The organism is Mycobacterium sp. E802, from assembly GCF_001666875.1.
Classification (GTDB): domain Bacteria; phylum Actinomycetota; class Actinomycetes; order Mycobacteriales; family Mycobacteriaceae; genus Mycobacterium.
In genome coordinates this window covers 1-20388 of the sequence record NZ_LZJD01000039.1, presented here as the reverse complement: position 1 = coordinate 20388, position 20388 = coordinate 1, and the positions used below count along the sequence as shown (strand labels likewise).

General features: G+C 67.0%; 21 protein-coding genes and 2 pseudogenes. 9 read left to right on the top strand and 14 right to left on the bottom strand.

What is annotated here, in order from left to right; all coding sequences use genetic code 11:
• Positions 1–258 (bottom strand): annotated as a pseudogene (locus A5699_RS05765) (IS1634 family transposase); the annotation flags it as partial.
• Positions 259–448: 190 nt separating this feature from the next.
• Here A5699_RS05765 and A5699_RS05760 point away from each other — a divergent pair.
• Entirely contained in the window at positions 449–1219 is a 771-nt protein-coding gene (locus A5699_RS05760) for an META domain-containing protein (protein WP_067766719.1), read from the top strand.
• A gap of 3 nt (positions 1220–1222) precedes the next feature.
• On the opposite strand, the gene A5699_RS05755 is transcribed toward A5699_RS05760, so the two are convergent.
• Complete coding sequence (locus tag A5699_RS05755; protein ID WP_067766715.1) at positions 1223–1735, bottom strand: Lrp/AsnC family transcriptional regulator; 513 nt, start codon at positions 1733–1735, stop codon at positions 1223–1225.
• 91 nt (positions 1736–1826) lie between these two features.
• Here A5699_RS05755 and ald point away from each other — a divergent pair, with 91 nt between their 5' ends.
• Both ald and A5699_RS05745 read left to right on the top strand, forming a co-directional pair.
• Positions 1827–2942 (top strand): alanine dehydrogenase, encoded by a 1116-nt coding sequence (ald, locus tag A5699_RS05750; RefSeq protein ID WP_067766712.1) that lies wholly within the window; start codon positions 1827–1829, stop codon positions 2940–2942.
• A gap of 42 nt (positions 2943–2984) precedes the next feature.
• Positions 2985–3536, top strand: a complete 552-nt coding sequence (locus A5699_RS05745) for a DUF4334 domain-containing protein (protein WP_067766725.1) — start codon at positions 2985–2987, stop codon at positions 3534–3536.
• A 10-nt stretch (positions 3537–3546) separates the two neighbouring features.
• Here the strand turns inward: A5699_RS05745 and bla are convergent, their stop codons facing one another.
• The 6 genes from bla to A5699_RS05715 all read right to left on the bottom strand — a co-directional run bounded on the left by bla (position 3547) and on the right by A5699_RS05715 (position 10215).
• Positions 3547–4431 (bottom strand): class A beta-lactamase, encoded by an 885-nt coding sequence (gene bla, locus A5699_RS05740; protein WP_157561108.1) that lies wholly within the window; start codon positions 4429–4431, stop codon positions 3547–3549.
• A 17-nt stretch (positions 4432–4448) separates the two neighbouring features.
• Positions 4449–5738, bottom strand: coding sequence for a pitrilysin family protein (locus A5699_RS05735; protein WP_197508202.1), 1290 nt, complete (start codon positions 5736–5738; stop codon positions 4449–4451).
• A 29-nt stretch (positions 5739–5767) separates the two neighbouring features.
• On the bottom strand, positions 5768–8023 hold the full coding sequence (locus A5699_RS05730; protein WP_067766702.1) for a polyribonucleotide nucleotidyltransferase: 2256 nt from the start codon (positions 8021–8023) through the stop codon (positions 5768–5770).
• Positions 8024–8328: 305 nt separating this feature from the next.
• Positions 8329–8736, bottom strand: a complete 408-nt coding sequence (locus A5699_RS05725) for a hypothetical protein (protein ID WP_067766699.1) — start codon at positions 8734–8736, stop codon at positions 8329–8331.
• Between the two features lie 100 nt (positions 8737–8836).
• Entirely contained in the window at positions 8837–9106 is a 270-nt protein-coding gene (rpsO, locus tag A5699_RS05720; protein ID WP_003880490.1) for a 30S ribosomal protein S15, read from the bottom strand.
• 113 nt (positions 9107–9219) lie between these two features.
• Positions 9220–10215, bottom strand: a complete 996-nt coding sequence (locus A5699_RS05715; protein WP_067766696.1) for a bifunctional riboflavin kinase/FAD synthetase — start codon at positions 10213–10215, stop codon at positions 9220–9222.
• An 80-nt stretch (positions 10216–10295) separates the two neighbouring features.
• Between A5699_RS05715 and mntR the strand changes: the two genes are divergently transcribed.
• From mntR to A5699_RS05700, 3 genes are all read left to right on the top strand, one after another.
• A complete protein-coding gene (mntR, locus tag A5699_RS05710) occupies positions 10296–11012 on the top strand; it encodes a manganese-binding transcriptional regulator MntR (protein ID WP_067766693.1) in 717 nt (238 codons plus the stop codon).
• Between the two features lie 72 nt (positions 11013–11084).
• Complete coding sequence (locus tag A5699_RS05705) at positions 11085–12254, top strand: LLM class flavin-dependent oxidoreductase (RefSeq protein ID WP_067766722.1); 1170 nt, start codon at positions 11085–11087, stop codon at positions 12252–12254.
• Positions 12251–13483 (top strand): SfnB family sulfur acquisition oxidoreductase, encoded by a 1233-nt coding sequence (locus tag A5699_RS05700; RefSeq protein ID WP_067766690.1) that lies wholly within the window; start codon positions 12251–12253, stop codon positions 13481–13483. The genes A5699_RS05705 and A5699_RS05700 overlap by 4 nt, the downstream gene beginning before the upstream one ends.
• A 9-nt stretch (positions 13484–13492) precedes the next feature.
• Here A5699_RS05700 and truB read toward each other — a convergent pair whose 3' ends face one another.
• From truB to A5699_RS05685, 3 genes are read right to left on the bottom strand one after another with little or no spacing between them, the layout of a single operon-like run.
• Positions 13493–14386: a tRNA pseudouridine(55) synthase TruB gene (gene truB, locus A5699_RS05695; protein ID WP_067766687.1), complete on the bottom strand. Its 894-nt coding sequence runs from the start codon at positions 14384–14386 to the stop codon at positions 13493–13495.
• Entirely contained in the window at positions 14383–15057 is a 675-nt protein-coding gene (locus A5699_RS05690) for a 4'-phosphopantetheinyl transferase (protein WP_067766684.1), read from the bottom strand. Before A5699_RS05690 ends, truB begins: the two co-directional genes overlap by 4 nt.
• Positions 15058–15085: 28 nt before the next feature.
• Complete coding sequence (locus A5699_RS05685; RefSeq protein WP_067766681.1) at positions 15086–16045, bottom strand: metallophosphoesterase; 960 nt, start codon at positions 16043–16045, stop codon at positions 15086–15088.
• A gap of 161 nt (positions 16046–16206) precedes the next feature.
• Here A5699_RS05685 and A5699_RS05680 point away from each other — a divergent pair, with 161 nt between their 5' ends.
• Both A5699_RS05680 and A5699_RS05675 read left to right on the top strand, forming a co-directional pair.
• Complete coding sequence (locus A5699_RS05680) at positions 16207–16791, top strand: DUF3558 domain-containing protein (protein WP_067766678.1); 585 nt, start codon at positions 16207–16209, stop codon at positions 16789–16791.
• 17 nt (positions 16792–16808) lie between these two features.
• The gene (locus A5699_RS05675) at positions 16809–18455 is read left to right on the top strand and encodes a CocE/NonD family hydrolase (RefSeq protein ID WP_067766676.1); all 1647 of its coding nucleotides are present in this window, start codon (positions 16809–16811) and stop codon (positions 18453–18455) included.
• 81 nt (positions 18456–18536) lie between these two features.
• Here A5699_RS05675 and A5699_RS05670 read toward each other — a convergent pair whose 3' ends face one another.
• Positions 18537–19082, bottom strand: coding sequence for a DUF1802 family protein (locus A5699_RS05670; RefSeq protein WP_067766672.1), 546 nt, complete (start codon positions 19080–19082; stop codon positions 18537–18539).
• Positions 19079–19345, bottom strand: coding sequence for a DUF2277 domain-containing protein (locus A5699_RS05665; RefSeq protein ID WP_067766669.1), 267 nt, complete (start codon positions 19343–19345; stop codon positions 19079–19081). The genes A5699_RS05670 and A5699_RS05665 overlap by 4 nt, the downstream gene beginning before the upstream one ends.
• A gap of 45 nt (positions 19346–19390) precedes the next feature.
• Between A5699_RS05665 and A5699_RS05660 the strand changes: the two genes are divergently transcribed.
• Positions 19391–20146, top strand: coding sequence for an enoyl-CoA hydratase (locus A5699_RS05660; protein ID WP_067766666.1), 756 nt, complete (start codon positions 19391–19393; stop codon positions 20144–20146).
• Between the two features lie 5 nt (positions 20147–20151).
• On the opposite strand, the pseudogene A5699_RS05655 reads toward A5699_RS05660, so the two are convergent.
• Positions 20152–20388: pseudogene (locus A5699_RS05655) on the bottom strand (MATE family efflux transporter); the annotation flags it as partial.

The following is a 20388-nucleotide window of genomic DNA, read 5'->3' as shown; positions in this document are numbered from 1 at the left end:
CGGTTCATCGGTGAACAATGCTTGGTCCGGTGGCCCAACCATATGGGCCCGAACGGCTTTCGGGGTGATCCCCAGATCTAACTCGCCCTGGGTGTCATCGGCCAGCAGCCGGCGGGCCTCCTCGATGAGCAGACCCAACTCGGCGTCATCACGCGCAGAGCCCACATGACGAACAATCCGGCGGCGCCCGTCCACGGATTCGGCGATCTGGACTGCCGTCGCGCCCGAGGCCGTGCGCACTCGCCGAATCCAGACCATCCAGGCAGCCTACTGATCCAAATTAGTGCCTAGCAGGTGCACTAAGCTAAGGCATCACCGCAGGTCAACGCGCCGCCGCTCTCGAAAACAGGCCAAAGTGACCCAACTCGGGAACGACGAAACATTCCGTCAGCCAATCCGATTGCGATTGTCGAACCTGTGGACGGATCTACCACCTACGGTAGGAGCCATGCGCCTGAACTTGCCGGCACTCGTCGCAGCAGCGGTTTTCGCCCTTGCGGGTTGTTCGAACGGAGCCGCTGACAACCATGCCGACCTCAACGGCCACACCTTTGTGTCGGTGCAGGTCGAGGGCGAACAGATCCCCGGCGGTGGCCCGTTGACGGTCGGATTCGACGGCAATCAGATCAGCACCTTCGCCGGATGCAACCACGGCTCGGGCACCGCCGACCTCTCCGACGGCCGGATCACCACCCAGTTGGCGATGACCATGATGGCCTGCCCACCGCCGGTCGGTGACTCCGACGCCTGGGTGTCGAAGTTCTTCGAGGCGCGGCCGACGTGGACGCACTCCGGTGACGACCTGACGTTGCAGACCGACGCCGCGAAGGTCACGTTGCGCGATAAGAAGGTGGTCGACCCCGACCGCTCCCTGACCGGCACCACCTGGCGGGTCGTCAGCCTGGTGTCCGCACAGGCGGTCAGCACTTCGGTCGCGCTCGAGCAGTCCAAGCCCACCTTGACCATCGCCGCCGACGGCGCGGTGAGCGGTTCGACCGGGTGCAACCAGATCACCGGGCACGCAACGGTTTCCGGATCGCCTGCGGTGATCGAATTCGGCCCGCTCGGCGTCACCAGGAAGGCCTGTCCCCCGGACGTCGACGAAGTTGAGCAAGCGGTGTTGCGGGTTCTCAAGGGGACGGTGCAGACCGCGATCGACGCCGACGAGCTGAGGCTGACCGGCGCAGACGGCAACGGATTGATCCTGCGGGCGCAGTGAGCGTTACAGCGGTGACGCTCCGCGCAGATGCTCGAAGATCAGCGAGGTCTGGGTACCGGCAACATCGGTGTCGGCGTTGAGGTTCTCCACCACGAACGCCCTCAGATCCTCGGTGTCCCGCGCAGCGACATGCAGGATGAAGTCGTCGCCGCCGGCCAGGAAGTAGACATCCATCACCTGGGGCAGCGTGCGGATGTGCGCGATGAAGCTACGGATCTTGCCGCGCGCATTCGATTGCAGGCGTACCGAGATCATCGCCTGCAGGCTCAACCCGACAGCCGCGGGATCGATATCGGTGTAGAACCCGCGGATCACCCCGATCTCCTGAAGCCGGCGTACCCGACCGTGGCACGTCGACGCGGCGATACCGACCGCATCGGCCAACGCACTGTTGGACATGCGGGCATCGCCGTGCAGCGCCAACAGGATGCGCCGGTCCACCTCGTCGAGATCGGGCCGAACATCCTTCGACGCACGCCGAGCCCCACCCGCTGAAACCGACGATTCCTCTGCCATAGATGGAATCTATCGAATTATTGACACACATATTGTTCAAAGCCCGAAGTTTCTTCACAATTTGAGTACACATCGATTCTAAGGAGCGATCATGCTCGTCGGCATCCCGGCCGAGATCAAGAACAACGAATACCGCGTGGCGATCACACCGGCAGGGGTGGCGGAGCTGACCCGACGCGGTCACGATGTCCTCATCCAGGCCGGCGCCGGAGACGGCTCGGCAATCAGCGACAGCGACTACAAAGCCGCGGGTGCCGAGATCGTCGCCACGGCCGAACAGGTGTGGGCCGAAGCGGAGTTGCTGCTCAAGGTGAAGGAGCCCATCGCGGCCGAATACTCGCGGATGCGCCGTGGCCAGACCCTGTTCACGTATCTGCACCTGGCCGCGTCGAAGGACTGTACCGATGCCCTGCTGGCCTCGGGCACCACCTCGATCGCCTACGAGACGGTGCAGACCACAGACGGCGCGTTGCCGCTCCTGGCCCCGATGAGCGAGGTCGCCGGCCGATTGTCCGCCCAGGTGGGTGCCTACCACCTGATGCGCAGCCACGGCGGTCGTGGCGTGCTGATGGGCGGGGTGCCCGGCGTGGCCCCGGCCGAGGTCGTCGTCATCGGCGGCGGCGTGGCCGGCTACAACGCCGCTCGCATCGCCAAGGGCATGGGCGCCCACGTCAACGTGTTCGACGTCAACATCAACACGCTGCGCCGGATCGACAACGAATCGGGCGGCAGCATCGAGACCCGCTACTCCTCGACGCTCGATCTCGAGGACGCGGTCAAGGGCGCCGATCTGGTGATCGGCGCAGTGTTGGTGCCCGGCGCCAAGGCCCCCAAGCTCATCGCCAATTCCACTGTCGCGCATATGAAGCCGGGCGCAGTGTTGGTCGACATCGCCATCGATCAGGGCGGCTGCTTCGAGGACTCACGTCCCACCACACATGACGATCCGACGTTCCCCGTCCACGGCACCGTCTTCTACTGCGTGGCCAACATGCCGGGCGCGGTGCCACGGACATCCACCTACGCCCTGACCAACGCCACCATGCCCTACGTGCTCACACTTGCAGACAGGGGCTGGCAGGCCGCCTGCGCTGCCGACCCCGCACTGGCCAAGGGACTGTCCACGCACGAGGGCGCGTTGCTGTCGGAGCAGGTCGCCACCGATCTCGACCTGCCGTTCACCGATCCGGCGACATTGCTCTGGTAGCCACTCGACCTTTGTTGACAGGTGTCAAGTATCGTGGGCGCCATGCTGCAGGAGTTGTTCGCCACCGTTCCGATCACCACGGATGAGGCGCTCGGCGCCTTCGACGCCGCCGATGCGGTCGAACCCGACTTCATGATCGGTACGTGGCATGGCGCGGAACTGCCCACGCGCCATCCCATGGACGGGATGCTCGCCGCGAGCGGCTGGTGGGGTAAGCAGTTCGTCGACGCCGAAACGGTGCATCCGCTGTTGTTCCCGACCAGCGACAAAACCGCGCTGTGGCCGCTCAACCCGCTGCCGGCCTTCGGCGGCCTCGGCGTGGCCATCAAACTGCCCTTCCTCAAGAAGCAGCCGATGTCCGGGCCGATCACCGCCCTGCGACCGGTGTTGCAGGCCCGTTCGGCCAAGGCACGGTTGCGCACCACCCGCTACCGCGGCGTCGACACCGCCACGATGATCTACGACCAGCTGCCGATCCACGACGTGTTCCGCAAGCTGTCCGAGGACGCGGTGATCGGGGCGATGGACCTGCGCGGCTCCCGCCGACCGTATTTCTTCGTGCTGCAGCGCGACAATTCGCTGCCGGTGATTTAGCCGTCGAAACTCAAAGAACCGACGGTAGAACGAGAGCCGTCAGCTCGCCGATGACCGCTCGTTGGTTCTCGGCCTTCGGGTCGTCGGCCTGCGACCGCGTCAGCATCACCAGCAGAATGCGCTGCCCGTCGGGCCCGTAGGCGATACCGGCGTCATTGGTACTGCCGTAGTCGCCACTGCCGGTCTTGTCGGCGGTGGTCCACCCCTCGGGTAGGCCGGCACGCATGCTCGATGTCTGGTTGGCGCGCATCCAGTCCTCCAACTGGCGGCGTTGCCGCGGGCTCAGCGCATCGCCGGTCAGGATTGCGCGGTATCCGACCGCCAACGCCGCGGGCGTGCTCGTATCCCTGGGATCACCGGGTATCGCCGAGTTCAGTTCGACCTCCCAGCGGTCCAGACGGGTGCGTTGGTCGCCGACGCTGCGGGCGAACTCGGTGACCGCGGCCGGACCGCCAATGGCTTTCAGCAACAGGTTGGCTGCCGTGTTGTCGCTGCGCTGCAGCGCAGCCTGGCACAGCTCGCCCATCGTCATCTCGGCGCCGGCGTGAGTCTCGGTGACCGGTGAATTGGACACGATCGCCTGCGGGTCGACGAAAACCCGGTGATCCAACGACAGCTGCCCATGCTCCACCAGCTGCAACACCCTGGCCACGGCGTAGGCCTTGAAGGTCGAGCACATCGCGAACATGTCGTCGGGCCGATGGGTCACCCGCCGGCGAGTATCGAGGTTTTCTGCATACAACCCGACCAACAGGTTGTGGCGGCGTTCCAGTTCGGCGATCTGGTCGTCGACCGGAGCTGCGAGCGCCGGTACGGCCCCGCCCATCCCGGCCCCGACGGCGGCTGCCGCCACGAGCGAACCGATGAGAACGTTGCGCCGCGAGAGTTCCATCACCGGGCTACCCTAACGCGTCAACCTGCGATGGACTGAAGCCGTTGCGGCAGTTTCTTTTTCGAGCGGTACGGACCAAGCACCGCGGCCCCGTAGTCGCGGGTCAGCAACTGGTGCGCCACGGCGTTGACCTCTTCGAGGGTGACGGCGTCGATCTGGGCCAGGGTGTGATCGATCGTCCGGTGTTCACCGTAGTTGAGCTCGCTGCGCCCGATCCGATGCATACGTGAGCCGGAGTCTTCCAGGCCGAGTACCAGACCACCCCGCAACGAGCCCTTGGCGATCCGGCACTCGTCGGCGGTGATGCCGTCGCGGGCAACACCTTCCAGCACGTCCGTGGTCACCCGGACCACTTCGTCGAACCGGTCGGGCTGGCAACCGGCATACACCGACAGAGCCCCACTGTCGGCGAAGGTGTCCACCGTCGAATACACCGAGTAAGCCAAGCCGCGGGATTCCCGAATCTGTTGAAACAGACGGGAACTCAGCCCACCACCCAGCGCGGTGTTCAGCACCGACAGCGCCCACCGGTGTTCCCAGTGCCGGCCCGGGGTGCGAACCCCCAGCGACACGTGGGACTGCTCCCCGTCGCGGTCGACCACGAGCAACGACGGCTTGCCACCGACCCGCCCGGAGCCCTTGCGCGGGGCCACCGCGGTACGTCCGGCTTCCAACCGCGAACCGAAATGCTCTCGGACCAACGACACCACCACGTCGTGGTCGATGTTGCCGGCCACCGCGACGATCATCCGCTCGGGCGTGTAACGACGGACGTGGAACGAGTGCAGCTGCGCACGCGTCATCGTCTCGATCGACTCGACGCTCCCGATCACCGGGCGTCCCACGGGGTGATCGCCGAACATCGCCGACAGGAAGACATCACCGAGACTGTCCTCAGGATCGTCGTCGCGCATGGCGATCTCTTCGAGGACGACGTCGCGCTCCACCTCGACATCCTCAGTGGCACAACGACCCCGGAGCACGACGTCGGACACCAGATCGACCGCGAGTTCCAGGTCGGTGTCGAGCACATGTGCGTAGTAGCAGGTGTGCTCGCGCGTGGTGAACGCGTTCAGCTCACCGCCGACGGCATCGACGGCCTGCGCGATGTCGACCGCGCTACGCGTCGGAGTGGCCTTGAACAGCAGGTGCTCCAGGAAGTGGGCGGCACCCGCGACGCTTCGTCCTTCGTCGCGGGAGCCGACACCTACCCAGACCCCGACGGATGCCGAACGCACCGACGGGACGTGCTCAGTGACCACCCGGAGTCCGCCGGGCAGATCTGTCCGGCGGACGTGTGTGGTGTTCAGTGCAGACGCCTTGGGTCGAGCTGGGCGGATCAGGACTCGGCGGGGGCCGCTTCGGCCGGCGCCGACGCGCCGTCGGCAGCTGCCTCAGGCTTGTCCGCACCCTCCTCGTCGACGAGCACCAGCGAGATCTTGCCGCGGTTGTCGATATCGGCGATCTCCACGCGCAGCTTGTCGCCGACCTTCACCACGTCCTCGACCTTGGCGATGCGCTTGCCGCGGCCCAGCTTGCTGATGTGAACCAGCCCGTCACGACCCGGCAGCAGCGACACGAACGCACCGAAGTCGGTGGTCTTGACGACCGTGCCGAGGAAGCGCTCGCCGATCTTGGGCAGCTGCGGGTTGGCGATGGCGTTGATCTTGTCGATCGCGGCCTGCGCCGACAGCCCGTCGGCCGCACCCACGAACACCGTGCCGTCGTCCTCGATCGAGATCTGGGCGCCGGTTTCCTCGGTGATCGAGTTGATCATCTTGCCCTTGGGCCCGATGACCTCGCCGATCTTGTCGACCGGAACCTTGATCGTGGTGATCCGCGGTGCGAACGGGCTCATCTCGTCAGGCGCGTCGATGGCCTCGGCCATCACCTCGAGGATGGTCAGCCGCGCGTCCTTGGCCTGGCTCAGTGCACCGGCCAGCACCTTGGACGGGATGCCGTCGAGCTTGGTGTCCAGCTGCAGCGCGGTGACGAAGTCCTTGGTACCGGCGACCTTGAAGTCCATGTCGCCGAAGGCATCCTCGGCGCCGAGGATGTCGGTCAGCGCGACATAACGGGTCTCACCGTCGACAGTGTCCGAGACCAGGCCCATGGCGATACCCGCAACCGGGGCCTTGAGCGGCACACCGGCGTTGAGCAGCGACAGCGTCGAGGCACACACCGAGCCCATCGAGGTGGAGCCGTTGGAGCCCAGCGCCTCGGACACCTGCCGGATGGCGTAGGGGAACTCCTCCACGCTGGGCAGCACCGGAACCAGGGCCCGCTCGGCCAGCGCGCCATGGCCGATCTCGCGACGCTTGGGCGAGCCGACGCGACCGGTCTCACCGGTCGAGTACGGCGGGAAGTTGTAGTGGTGCATGTAGCGCTTGGTGGTCTCGGGCCCCAGCGAGTCGATCTGCTGGGCCATCTTGATCATGTCCAGCGTGGTGACACCCATGATCTGGGTCTCGCCGCGCTCGAACAGCGCGCTGCCGTGGGCCCGGGGGATCACGGCGACCTCGGCCGACAGGGCCCGGATGTCGGTGATGCCACGGCCGTCGATACGGAAGTGGTCGGTCAGGATGCGCTGGCGCACAAGCTTTTTGGTCAGCGACCGGAAGGCGGCGCCGATTTCCTTCTCCCGCCCGGCGAAGGTCTCGCCGAGCCGCTCGAGCACCTCGACCTTGATCTCGTTGGTGCGGTCGTCGCGGTCGTGCTTGCCCGCGATGGTCAGTGCCTCCGACAGGGCGTCGGTGGCCACCGACGCGACGGCGTCGTAGGCGTCCTGCTCGTAATCGGGGAACACCGGGTACTCGCCGGTGGGCTTGGCGGCCTTCTCGGCCAGCGCCTGCTGGGCGGTGCACAGTTCCTTGATGAACGGCTTGGCCGCTTCCAGACCCTCGGCAACGATGGCCTCAGTGGGCGCCTGCGCGCCCCCGGCCACCAGGTCGATGACGTTGTCGGTGGCCTCGGCCTCGACCATCATGATCGCGACATCGCCGTCTTCGAGCACACGACCGGCGACGACCATGTCGAAGACGGCCTTCTCGAGCTGTTCGACGGTCGGGAAGGCCACCCATTGGCCGTCGATGAGGGCGACGCGGGTGCCGCCGACGGGGCCGGAGAACGGCAGGCCGGCCAGCTGGGTCGACGCCGATGCGGCGTTGATGGCCAGCACGTCGTACAGATCCTTCGGATCCAGGCTCAGCACGGTGACCACGACCTGGATCTCGTTGCGCAGGCCGTCGACGAACGACGGGCGCAGCGGACGGTCGATCAGGCGGCAGGTCAGGATCGCGTCGGTGGAGGGTCGGCCCTCACGACGGAAGAACGAGCCGGGGATGCGGCCCGCGGCATACATGCGCTCCTCGACATCAACCGTCAACGGGAAGAAGTCGAAGTGATCCTTGGGGCTCTTGCTGGCAGTGGTAGCGCTCAGCAGCATGGTCTCGTCGTCCAGGTAGGCGACGACCGAACCGGCGGCCTGCTGCGCGAGCCGCCCGGTCTCGAAGCGGACGGTGCGGGTGCCGAAGCTCCCGTTGTCGAGGGTTGCGGTGGATTCGAACACACCGTCTTCAAGTTCAACTACAGACATAGAGTCCGTTGGCCTCTTTCGATTTCATTCAACTGTTTCGCGTCGTCACGCCGGCGATACGCCGCGGGGCCTCGACGCGGCTACGGCCGTCGATCGAAGCGGCCGGATGACCCCCAGGGACAGGACCCTGGTGCAAGGGTTCCGGCAGCCACTACCGAAGACCGCCCGAGTCGGCGGGCCCGATATGACTCGCAGGAACAACCTCCGCGGATCGCGGATGTCGCACCTGGTGTTCAGCGCAGATTTCAGCCGCTGAACGCCCTCATGTTACACGGGAGCAACGCCCCGACAGCCATCCGTGCCAGCTAAGACACGTCCTCCACGCACACGGTGAACTGGCGTTCGGAGTAGGCGTAGCCGACGCCGCTGGCGCACTGATCGACGTTGGACACGCCGCGCAGCACCTCGGTCGCCCGTTGCCGGTGCGGCGCAGACGAATCCGCGCAGTCGACCCGATAGGGATCAGCGCCGTTGTCGGGGTCGATGTTCATACAGCCCCCGGTGATCCAGTCGATGTCCAGACACAGCGTCTGGGTCTCGTCGCTGAACGCGCTGTGCACCGAGTAGTAGGTGTCCACGTCGATCGGGCACTGGGCACTGTCGGTCACGGTGGAGATCACCTTGTAATTGGACGCGTCGCTGCCGCACTCCGCCCGGTTTGCCTCCGGACGCTCGAACGTGCCGCTCATCTTCAGGCAGTCTCCTGCCTTCATGTCCGCAGCCGCCGCCGACGAGCAGCCCGTCAAGCCGAGGAAAAGTATCGCGGCTGCCCCGAAAGGGGCAGCCGCGGAAAGTGGTGACACTGGGGCCGCGTCAGCGACGCAGCCCGAGGCGCTCGATCAGCGAACGGTAACGCGCCACGTCGACCTGGGCGACGTACTTCAGCAGCCGGCGCCGACGGCCGACGAGCAGCAGCAGGCCGCGCCGCGAGTGGTGATCGTGCTTGTGCTGCTTGAGGTGCTCGGTGAGGTCCGAGATCCGCTTGGTCAGCAGGGCGACCTGGGCCTCCGGCGAACCGGTGTCGGTCTCGTGCAGACCGTAGCTGCTCAGGATTTCTTTTTTCTGCTCGGCAGTAAGCGCCACGAATACAACTCCATCATTTCAGTCCCACGAACATATTCTCGGCGCAGCCACCGCGGACTGCAGCATGCACCGGATCGGCCGAAAGTTTAGCAGTTCGGCGACGGGCCGCGAATTCAGGCTTGGGCCTGGGCAGCCAGTATCGCGCGGGCCCGGTCGGTGTCGGCCTCCATGGCCACCACCAGATCCTTCACCGATTCGAACTTCTCCTGGCCCCGGATGCGGGCCACGAAATCGACCGCGACATGCTGCCCGTAGAGGTCGGCCTCGGTGTCGAGGACGAACGCCTCGACGGTGCGGGTGCGACCGGAGAAGGTCGGGTTGGTGCCCACCGAGACCGCCGCCTGATACCGCTCACCGGGCGTCACGGTGCCGACCACCGGGCCGTGCCCCAGCACCGTGAACCACGCGGCGTACACGCCGTCGGCCGGGATCGCCGAGTACATCGGCGGTGCCACGTTGGCGGTCGGGAAACCGAGTACCCGGCCGCGGCCGTCGCCGCGCACCACCACACCCTCGACCCGGTGCGGGCGGCCCAGCGCCTCGGCGGCAGCCACCACGTCGCCGGCGTCGACACAGGACCGGATGTATGTCGAGGAAAACGTGACCCGCTCGTCGCGGTGCTGCGGGTCGAGATTCTCGGTCACCAGCGACATGCTCTCGACGGCGAACCCGAACCGCTCGCCGGCCGCGCGCAGCATCGCCACGTTGCCGGCCGCCTTCTTGCCGAAGGTGAAGTTCTCCCCCACCACGACCTCCACCACATGCAGGTCTTCGACCAACAACTCGTGGATGTAGCGCTCGGGGGTGAGCTTCATGAAATCGGAGGTGAACGGCATGACGAGGAAGACGTCGACGCCGAGTTCCTCGACCAGCTCGGCCCGCCGCGTCAGCGTGGTCAGCTGCGCCGGATGACTACCCGGAAACACCACCTCCATCGGATGGGGGTCGAAGGTCATGAGAACCACCGGCACTCCGCGTGACCGGCCTGCTTTCACCGCATGGCTGATCAACTCTGCGTGTCCGCGGTGTACCCCGTCGAACACTCCGATGGTGACCACACACCTGCCCCAGTCCGTGGGGATCTCGTCCTGCCCACGCCAGCGCTGCACGCGATCAGCCTACGACCCGTCGGCGACGCGGTCTGCTCTAGATCCCCCGATCAGGTGATGATTGCCTAAACTTTCCTACTGTGAGTCCCGACGGTAACCACCAAGACCTCTCCACGGTTGCCCAGGACTATCTGAAAGTCATCTGGACAGCCCAGGAGTGGTCTCGCGAGAAGGTCAGCACCAAACTGCTGGCCGAGCGCATCGGCGTGTCGGCATCGACGGCGTCGGAATCGATTCGCAAACTCGCCGACCAGGGTCTCGTCGACCACGCGAAGTACGGTGCGGTGACGTTGACCGACGCGGGACGGCGCGCGGCGTTGGCGATGGTCCGTCGGCACCGGCTGATGGAGACGTTCCTGGTGCAGGAACTCGGCTACAGCTGGGACGAGGTGCACGACGAAGCCGAGATACTCGAGCACGCCGTCTCGGACCGGATGCTCGATCGCATCGACGCCAAGCTGGGCCACCCCACCCGTGACCCGCACGGCGATCCGATCCCGGCGGCCGATGGTCAGGTGCCCACCCCGCCCGCCCGCCAACTGTCGGCATGCCAGGACGGCGAGGCCGGCACGGTGGCCCGGATCTCCGATGCCGACCCGGAGATGCTGCGTTACTTCGACAGCGTGGGCATCAGCCTGGATTCCCATGTGCGGGTGGTGGCGCGGCGCGATTTCGCCGGCGTGATCTCGGTGGCCGTCCAGAGCCCGGGTGGATCCGATGCGGCCGCCGACGACGACACCAGCGTCCAGGTCGAGTTGGGCAATCCGGCGGCCGAGGCGATCTGGGTGGTTGCCTGACCTGCTCGGGTCGGGATCACCGCGATTTTTACCCGTGTGCCCTCACCGATCCGGCACCAAGATGTCCTGTTCGTGACTGTCTCTCTGCACTGGTTCCTGCCCACCTACGGCGACAGCCGACTCATCGTCGGTGGTGGCCATGGCACTCCGGCCGGCGCGGCCGGTGGTGACCGTGAGGCCTCGATCGACTACCTGGCCTCGATCGTCCGCTCGGCCGAGCGGTTCGGTTTCACCGGAGCGCTGATCCCGACCGGGGCCTGGTGCGAGGACGCGTTCATCACCGCGGCGCTGCTGGCCCGCGAAACCACGTCGCTGGCCTTCCTGGTGGCCTTCCGGCCCGGCTTGGTGAGCCCGACGCTCTCCGCGCAGATGGCCGCGACGTTCGCCCGGCACGCACCGGGCCGGATCCTGCTCAACGTCGTCGTCGGCGGCGAGGCGCACGAGCAGCGGGCCTTCGGCGACCACTTGGACAAGGACGCGCGGTATGCGCGGTGCGACGAGTTCCTCGACGTCGTCCGGCGGCTGTGGGCCGGAGAGACCGTCACCCACAAGGGCCAGTACATCGACGTCGAAGAGGCCTCGCTGGCGTTGCCTCCGACCCCGGTGCCGCCGCTGTATTTCGGTGGCAGCTCGGCGGCCGCCGGGCCGGTGGCCGCGCGGCATTCCGACGTGTACCTGACGTGGGGCGAACCACCGGCCGCGGTGGCCGAGAAGATCGAGTGGATTCGGGTGCTCGGCGAGGAGCAGGGTCGCAAGCTGCGCTTCGGCATCCGCCTGCACACCATTTCGCGGGATACCGCCGAGGAGGCCTGGGCCCAGGCCGACCGCCTGGTCGCCGCGTTGGACGAGGAGACGGTGGCGGCCGCGCAGGCCGGTTTGGCCCGCAGCCAGTCCGAGGGACAGAAGCGCATGCTGGCCCTGCACGAGGCCAACCGTGCCAACGGCACCTGGAGCGACGCGCGCAGCCTGGAGATCGCCCCGAACCTGTGGTCAGGTGTCGGGCTGGTGCGCGGCGGCGCGGGTACTGCACTGGTCGGCAGCCACACCCAGGTGGCCGACCGGATCGCCGAATACGCCGAGATCGGCATCGACGAGTTCATCTTCTCCGGCTATCCGCACCTGGAGGAGTTGTTCTGGTTCGGCGAGGGCGTGGTGCCGATCCTGCGCGAACGCGGCTTGTTCTGCGGCGGCGCGCAATCGGGTGCGCCCGCCTCCATACCGTTCGTCGGTGCGCCGCGATGACGGATCTGGCCCATTCCGCCGGGCTGGCCTCGGCCGAGATCTCCTCGGCCGAGGCGGCCTTGGCTGCCGCGGCGCGCTTGTCGGTGTTGTTCGCCGAGGGCGCCGGCGCCCGTGACGCGCATCGGATCCTGCCGCACGAACAGGTGCAGGCACTCAAGGAATCAGGGCTGCTGGGTCTCACCGTGCCCGCTGAGCACGGCGGCCCCGACGTACCCATGGTGGTGCTGGCCGAGGTGATTCGGCTGCTGGCGCACAATGACCCGTCGATCGGCCAGATCCCGCACTCCCATTTCACCTTCCTGGAAGCCCTACGGCTGCAGGGCTCCCCGGCACAACAGGCGTACTTCTACGGCCTGGTCCGCGACGGAGCGTTGTTCGCCAATGCGCAGTCCGAACGGGGACCGCATCCGATCGACGTGGACACCACGACGCTGACGGCAACGAACACCGGCTATCTGCTCGACGGCCGCAAGTACTACGCGACCGGGGCGTTGTTCGCCGACTGGCTGATCGTGCGGGCCTCGCACTCCGACGGTTCCGGGCAGGTGCCGACGGCAGCCACGCCCAAGGCCATCGCGTTCGTCCCGCGCGATGCCTTCGGCGTCGAGATCGTCGACGACTGGGACGGTATGGGGCAGCGGACCACCGCCTCGGGCACCGTCATGCTCGATGCCGTCGAGGTGCCTGCCGCACACGTCCTCGAGTTCAGCCCGATCTTCACCCGCCCGACGGTGTACGGCGCCCGCGCACAGCTGCTGCATGCCGCGCTCGACGTGGGTATCGCCACCGCGGCGCTCGAAGAGGCGGTGCGCCAGGCGGGCAGGGCGCGGCCGCATTTCGAGGCCGCGGTGTCCAGCGCCGTCGAGGATCCGACCCTGGTGCAGGCGGCCGGTGAGCTGACCGTGACCGTGCGGGGCGCGGCGGCTCTGCTCGCCGAGGCGGCCCGGGCCGTCGATGCCGCCCGAGCCGATCTCACCGAGGACAGCGCCGCGGCGGCGTCGATCGCGGTGGCGGTGGCGAAGGTGTCCGCAGCGCGAGCCGCGGTGGACGCCGGCAGCGCACTGTTCGAATTCGGCGGCACCCGTAGCGCTTCGGCGTCGGGCAACCTGTCACGGTATTGGCGAGACGCGCGCACCCACACCCTGCACGACGCCACCCGGTGGAAGATCCGCCACATCGGCAACTACATGCTGTCGGGAACGAAACCGCCTCGTCACGGCCAACTTTGACGCGACGGGCTACAGCGTGGCCGGCCGCAGCACCACCACGTTCTTGGTGCGTGACGAGCCGTCCTGCAGCAGCGCGATGACCTTGCCGTCGGGTGCGGTCGCCGCGTAGACGCCGTCGATCCCGGCCGGTTTCAGCGGTCTGCCGTGCCTGGTGTCCTCGGTTTCGTCCGCACTCAGGTCGCGCCGTGGGAATCCGAGCAGGCAGGCCTCGTCGAGGGAGTAGCTCAGCCGCGCTTGCTCGGCGAGGTCGTCGAGCGTGCGGGCCTCGTCGAGTCCGTAGCGGCCGACCTTGGTGCGGCGCAACGCGGTCAGGTGGCCGCCGACACCGAGCGTGCCGCCGACGTCGCGGGCCAGGGCGCGGATGTAGGTGCCCGAAGAACAGTCCACCTCGACGTCCACGTCGACGAACCCGCCTGCCCGCCGGACATCGAGCACATCGAACCGGTCGATGCGCACCGGCCGGGCGGCAAGTTCCACGGTCTGCCCTTCGCGGGCCAGCTTGTAGGCACGCTGACCGTCGACCTTGATCGCACTGACCGCCGAGGGCACCTGCTCGATGTCCCCGCGCAGCGCCGCAACAGCGGCCTCGATCTGCTGATCTGTCACGTGCTCAGCTGATACCGACTGCAGCACTTCGCCTTCGGCATCTTCGGTCGTCGTGGTCTGACCGAGGCGGATCGTCGCCGAATAGGACTTGTCGGTTGCGGTGAGCAGGCCGAGGATCTTGGTGGCGCGTTCGATGCCGACGACGAGGACGCCGGTTGCCATCGGGTCGAGCGTTCCGGCGTGGCCGACCTTGCGGGTTCCGAACAGCCGCCGACAGCGGCCCACCACGTCATGGCTGGTCATGCCCGCCGGCTTGTCGACGATCACCAAACCCGGATCTGGGACCGGCCGGCTCACAGCACGATCGCCGTCAGCGTCACACCGTTACGCACCGACCAGCGACCGTCCAACGCGGTCAACGGCGGGCCGTGCTCGGCGGCGGGGTCGATCAGGATCTGGGACCGGAACGTCCCGGCGGCACCGGTGTCGTCCACCCCGAAGGTGATGTGGGCGTCCTCGAACCCAAGCCAGCGGTGCGTCAGCGGGTACCAGGCCTTGTAGGTGGCTTCTTTGGCGCAGAACAGGATTCGGTCCCAATGCAGACCATCGGGCAGTCCGCTGAGTTCGGAGCGCTCCAACGGCAGTGAGATGGCGCCCAAGACCCCGTCGGGCAGCACGTCGTGCGGTTCGGCATCGATGCCCACCGAACGCACCTGACCGACGCGGCCGACGACCGCACCGCGGAACCCTTGGCAATGGGTCAAGCTGCCGACGATGCCGTCGGGCCAGGTCGGTTCGCCCTTATCCCCCTTGAGGATCGGAACCGGACCCACCCCCAGTTCGCCCAGCGCCCGGCGTGCGCAGTACCGCACGGTGGTGAACTCGTTGCGGCGCTTGGCCACCGCCCGCGCCACCAAAGCCGCTTCCTCAGGCAACGCGGTCAAACCCGGTGGGTCGTCGTACAACTCGGCAGAGGCCAGCGCGTCGGGCCGCTCGGGCAGAACCTGGCTCAGCAGCGTGCCGCTCATCGTGCCACTTTCGTCTTCGCCCAAGCGCTCATCCGCGCCTGGCCTTGATCCGCTCCTGCATCCGCTGCGCATTTGCCCGCATCTCGGCGGTGATCTCGAAGTGACCGCCGAACTCGTTGAGATAGCCGGGCGCGTAGTTGGGGTCCGGCAGGATCTGCCGCAACCACCGGAAAGGCTTGCGGCGACGCCATTCCCGCGGATAACCGACCGACACCTCTTCGAAACGCACGTCGTCGTACCACGTGGTGCGCGGGATGTGCAGGTGGCCGTACACCGAGCACACCGCGTTGTAGCGGGTGTGCCAGTCCTTCGTGGCCGTCGTCCCGCACCACAGTGAGAACTCCGGGTAGAACATCGCGTCGCAGGGTTCGCGCACCAACGGGAAGTGGTTGACCAGAACCGTCGGGGTCATCCAGTCCAGGCCCTCGAGCCGCTTGCGGGTCGCCTCGACCCGGTCGCGACACCAGGCGTCGCGGGTGGCGTAGGGCTCGCAGGACAGCAGGAACTCGTCAGTGCCCACGACGTTGCGGTCGCGGGCGATCGCCAAACCTTCGGCCTTGGTCGAGGCCCCCTCGGGCAGAAAGGTGTAGTCGTAGAGCAGAAACATCGGCACGATCGTGGCCGGGCCACCCTGCTCGGTCCACACCGGGAACGGGTGCTCCGGGGTGATGACGCCCATCTGATCGCACATGTCGACCAGATAGTCGTAGCGCGATCGGCCGAAGATCTGCATCGGGTCCTTGTTGGTGGTCCACAGCTCGTGGTTGCCCGGTACCCAGATGACTTTCGCGAACCGCTTGCGCAACAGGTCCAGGGCCCAGCGGATCTCGTCGGTGCGCTCGCCGACGTCGCCGGCGACGATCAGCCAGTCATCCGGTGAGGCCGGATACAGCGATTCGGTGACCGGCTTGTTTCCGTTGTGCCCGGTATGCAGATCGCTGATCGCCCACAGGATCGGCTGCCGGTCTCTCGACTCGTGATCAATCATCACAGTTGCACCACCACAACGGACCAGCCTAACCGTGTGCCGGTACTGCGGGCCGTTGACAATTAGAACAGGTTCTCGTTTATGGTCGAGTCCGTCGTGACCGACCGCTACACTCCCCGCAAGCCGGGGAACGTTTTGCCACCAAACTTCGAGGGGATGTGATGGCCGCCAAGTTGCGCCTGCTGTCGGCTTTGACGGCGCTGGTTTCGGCCGCGATCGTGGTGTGGCAGTCGAGCCCGACCGCGGGCTCGGGCAACGGTCCCCTGCATCTCGACGTCACCGACCTGCCGATGACCAATGTGTCCACGACCATCAAATGGCCGGTTGTCGAGACGACGGACCCCTCCCCCTTCGACCCGTGCAACGACATCCCGTTCGATGTGGTGCAGCGGATCGGCCTGGCCTCCACACCGCCTGAGCCCGAGGACAGCCTGCGCTGCCACTACGACGCGGGCAACTACCAGATGGCGGTCGAGGCGTTCGTCTGGCGCACGTATGAGCAGACGATCCCACCCGATGCGGTCGAACTCGACATCGACGGGCACCGTGCCGCCCAGTACTGGATCATGAAGCCCACCGATTGGAACGACCGCTGGTGGGTCACCTGCATGGTGGCGTTCAAGACCAGCTACGGCGTCATCCAGCAGTCTCTGTTCTATTCGCCGGTGCACTCCCCGGACCGTCCGGACTGCCTGCAGGTCAACCTTCAGCGGGCCCACGAATTGGCGCCGTACTACAAATTCTGAATCCGTAGCCTGGTTGCGTGAGCACATTGCACCGGTACGCCGGTAAGGTCGCCAGCCGGGTCTTCGGCCTGCCGCCGCACGAGACCGATTACACCGTGCACCACGGACTGCGGGTGCCGATGCGCGACGGCGTCGAGCTCGTCGCCGACCACTACGCGCCTCTCACCGATCGACCCGCGGGCACCCTGCTGGTTCGTGGGCCGTACGGTCGCCGGTTCCCCTTCTCGCCGTTGTTCGCTCAGGTGTACGCCGCGCGCGGATATCACGTCGTGCTGCAGAGCGTGCGCGGCACGTTCGGCTCGGGCGGAAAATTCACCCCGATGGTCCACGAGATGGCCGACGGCGCCGACACCGTGGCCTGGCTGCGCGATCAGCCGTGGTTCACCGGGACGTTCGCGACGGTGGGCCTGTCCTATCTCGGCTTCACCCAGTGGGCGCTGTTGGCCGACCCGCCGCCGGAGATGAAGGCCGCCGTCATCACCGTCGGCCCACACGACTTCAGCGCATCGGCCTGGGGCTCCGGCTCATTCACCCTCAACGACTTCCTGGGCTGGAGCGCGATGGTGGCCCGCCAAGAGGATCCCGGCCTGGTGCAGGCCCTGGCTCGGCAATTGCGCGGCCCCGCCGAACTGGCCAAGGCCACTGCGGGTCTGCCGATGGGCGAGGCCGGGCGACGGATGTTGGGCAACGGCGCGCCGTGGTACGAGTCCTGGCTCGAACACCCCGACCGCGACGACCCATTCTGGGAGCAGCTGCGTTTCGACGAGGCCCTGCAGCACGTCGACGTGCCCATCCTCCTGCTCAGCGGATGGCAGGACCTGTTCCTCGACCAGACCCTGCATCAGTACGAGCAGCTACACCGGCGCGGCGTGCCGGTCGCATTGACAGTCGGGCCCTGGACACACACGCAGCTACTGACCAAAGGCCTGACCACGGTGGTCGGGGAATCCTTGGATTGGCTCGCCACCCATCTGGCCGGCACCGGTGAGACCGACCGCAGCCCGGTGCGCATTCATGTCAACGGGCACGGCTGGGTCGAGTTGGACGACTGGCCGCCGGTCATGCCGGAGCAGGAACTGTTCCTGCAGCCGTCGGGACGGCTGGGTGAGACGCCGCCGACCGACAACGCACCCTCGTCGACATTCACCTATCACCCCGCCGACCCCACCCCCACCATTGGCGGCCGGCTGCTGGCGGCCAGCGGCGGATACCGTGACGACACCCGGCTGGCCCGGCGCCGCGATGTGTTGACGTTCACCGGCGACCCGTTGCCGGCCGATCTGTATCTGGTCGGCACTCCGGTCGTCGAGCTGGCACACAGTTGCGACAACCCGCACCATGACGTGTTCGTCCGCATCAGCGAAGTGGACGCAAAAGGCCGTTCCCGCAACGTATCCGACGGCTTCCGCCGCCTGAACGGTCACACCGGGCCGGTGCGTCTGGAGCTCGACGCCGTTGCCCACCGGTTCAAGGCCGGCTCACGGATCCGGGTACTGATCGCCGGTGGCTCACACCCACGCTTCGCCCGCAACCTCGGTACCGCCGAACCCCCGGTCTCCGGTTCTCGCCTGGTGCGCGCGACGCATACCGTGCATCACGGCTCCGGCGGGGTGTCCCGGATCGTCCTGCCCGCGGGTCCGGTGCCGCCGTCGTCATCGGCATAGACAGTTCCCGCGACGGAGAACAATGTGGCGGATTGCGGTCACGGAGCGACTGCAATCCGCCACTTAAAGACCGGACAGGGATCAGCCCACTGACCGACGCACCTGCTCGGCGACGTCCTCCAGGGCGGCGGCGTCGTGCACCGGCCAGCTCCAGTTCGGCTCCACCGGCAGGTCAACCCAACTCTTACAGCCGCCGTATTCGGGAATCCGGGTCAGGCGCACGGGTTCGATCAGCGGGCTCACCTGGACCACGAGCACGGTCAGTCGGTGTTTGGGCCGGAAATCGAGGCGGTCTGCCTGCACCGATTCGGCGGTCCAGATGTGCAGATCGGCGAGGTCGTCGATCGCCTCGGGTCGGCTCACCTCCACGGCGGCAACGACTTTCGCCGCGGCCCGGATCGTCACCGCGTCCTCGGTGCTGTCCTCCGCGGCCGCATCGAGCAGATCTGCATGTTGCGGGCGCACCCGTTCGGCATGGCTGTGCGCAACCGTCGGGAACAACACGAACTCCGGCGCGGCCACCGAGAATCGCTTCTCGTGAATACCGCCCTTGCGCAGCAGCACCGTCTGACGGCCGTCCAGCAGCGCGTGCACAGCCGCACTCCACTCCTTGAGCGCGTGGGTCACTGGGCGGCCAGCCGGGCCCGGACCTCCGGACGGCGCAGCGGCGGAACGGTCTTGGGAGGCTGACGCCGCGGCGCCAACCCGTCGAGCAGCCGCGTCGTCGTCGCCGTCACCTCGGCGACCGCGGCCTCGAACGCCTCGACATTGGCTCCGGTCGCACGGGTGATGCCGCTGACCTTGCGCACGTACTGGCGGGCGGCGGCCTTGATCTCTTCGTCAGTAGCCGCGGGCTCCAGCCCGCGCAACTCGGTGATATTGCGGCACATGAGACCCACGATAAGCCCGACGAGCCCGACGGTTACCGTGAGCGCATGAGCGATCCAGTACTCCTCGTGGACACCACCGACCGGGTTCGCACCCTGACGCTGAACCGGCCTCAGTCGCGCAATGCCCTCTCGACCCAGCTGCGCACCGAGTTCTACGGTGCGCTGCGCGCCGCGCAGGCCGACGACGATGTGGACGTGGTCATCCTCACCGGAGCCGATCCGGTGTTCTGCGCGGGCCTGGACCTCAAGGAACTCGGCGACACCACCGAACTGCCCGACATCTCCCCCAAGTGGCCGGCCATGACCAAGCCGGTGATCGGCGCGATCAACGGCGCTGCGGTCACCGGGGGCCTGGAATTGGCGCTGTACTGCGACATCCTGATCGCTTCAGAGCAGGCCAAGTTCGCCGATACCCACGCCCGGGTCGGGCTGCTGCCCACCTGGGGTCTGAGTGTGCGGCTACCGCAGAAGGTGGGGGTGGGCCTGGCCCGGCGGATGAGCCTGACCGGTGACTACCTCTCGGCCGCCGAGGCGCTGCGGGCCGGGTTGGTCACCGAGGTCGTCGCGCACGAGGAGCTGTTACCCACCGCGCGTCGGGTGGCCGCCTCCATCGTCGCCAACAATCAGGCCGCGGTCCGGGCTCTGCTCGCGTCCTATCACCGCATCGACCAGTCGCAGACCAACGAGGGACTGTGGATCGAGGCGGCCTCGGCCCGCGAGTGGATGGCCACGGCGACCGGTGACGACATCGCGGCCAATCGCAGCGCGGTGATGGAGCGGGGTCGCTCACAGGTGCGCTGAGAGGGTCACCCCGTCCCGGCCACCAACCAGCGACCGGAGAATGCCCGCCAGCCGACGAAGATCAACCGCAGCACCATGAACGTGCTCAACCCTGACCAGATGCCGAACAGGCCCCAGCCGTAGATCAGCGACAACCAAATCAGCGGCAGGAAGCCGACCAGCGCACTGGTCAGGGTGGCGTTGCGCATGAATTTGGCGTCCCCGGCTCCCAGCAGCACCCCGTCGAGGGCGAAAACGATTCC